The 1,321-nt window shown below is 40.2% G+C and carries 2 protein-coding genes; both read left to right on the top strand.

Annotated features, from left to right (window positions below; translation table 11 throughout):
- The first annotated feature begins 186 nt into the window (after nt 1-186).
- Entirely contained in the window at nt 187-591 is a 405-nt protein-coding gene (locus A3766_RS19950) for a hypothetical protein (RefSeq protein WP_156508997.1), read from the top strand.
- Nucleotides 592-721: 130 nt separating this feature from the next.
- Nucleotides 722-1,321: HupE/UreJ family protein (locus A3766_RS19945; RefSeq protein WP_082907173.1), on the top strand; the 600-nt coding region annotated here is incomplete at its 3' end.

Here is a 1,321-nt window from a genome sequence, read left to right as displayed (position 1 = left end):
AGAAGCCTTTGGTGCCTGATAGTACGGAAGACTTCTCCTTGAGGCTGACCCTCTCTTTTGGTATGAATATTATCTCTTACTACGTTTATTTTTAAATATTCCTTCATGAATAATTGATAGTATCGAAATGAATCCGTCATTATAATCCATTGATCCCAAATATCTGGCTCGTTCATGCGCACTATTTTGACAAGCAAAATCTGGCAACTTTTCTTAGCGATTGCATTTCTGACAATGCAGTCTGCTTCGGCGCATATTCATTTGGCATCCAACCATAATCATGACGGGGCGGGCCATTCTCACGCACAAGTAGCACATTCGCACAATGTTGCGTCTCATCATGCTGATGCTTTTGATCAAAATAGTCACACGAACCAGGTCGTCGAGCTAAGCCAAGACTGGATCGTTAAATATGTAAAGTGGCTCAATGACCTAGAGCCTCAAGCAGTCTTAGTCACTAGTTTTTCGTGCGATGAACAGAAAAACGTCACTCAGTTCTATTTTGACAAGTCCTTTGCATATCGCAGCTTCCATTTTCGCTCTAATGTTAAGGCTAGAGCACCGCCAAAATTATTTCCCTCTCTCGTTTAAAACATAAAATTTTACTAGCGTAAGCTAGAACTTATTATTGAGGTAAATAATGTTATCCGTATTTAAAAAATGCCGATGGCCCATCGCCGTTGGTTTCTATTTTATCTGTAGCGTCGTTTTCGGGCATGGCATGTCCGAAGCAGATAAGGCAAAAGCCTTAGAAGCAACTAACTGGGATTTTATTGAGTTAGGCGCAAGCCACATGGTCACCGGTTATGACCATTTACTCTTTCTTTTTGGGGTTGTTTTCTTTCTGACTCGATTTAATGACATTGTTAAGTTTGTCACTGCTTTTACAATTGGTCATTCGATCACGCTGCTTTTTGCAACGCTTTATCAGATCCAAGCAAATTACTATCTTGTAGATGCAGTCATTGCGTTGACCGTCATATACAAAGGTTTTGATAATCTGGGTGGGTTTAAGAAGTATTTAAACATCGCTTCTCCGAATCTGCTTTTGATTGTCTTCGTTTTTGGTTTGATTCATGGCTTTGGTCTTTCAACCCGCCTACAAATGCTCCCGTTATCTGAAGAAGGGTTAGTGCTTAAAATTCTTTCGTTCAACTTAGGTGTAGAACTTGGTCAAATTGCCGCATTGACTGTCATGCTTGGTTTATTGGCTATTTGGCGCAAAACCAAGTCATTTAAAAACTTCAGTAATGCAGCGAATGTTTTTCTAATATCGCTTGGTGTTTTGCTGCTGTTGCAGCAATTGCATGGATACTCGCAC

It is taken from the genome of Oleiphilus sp. HI0132 (assembly GCF_001635845.1).
Note: the sequence above shows the minus strand (reverse complement) of the source record. Positions and strands in the feature narration are given on the sequence as shown.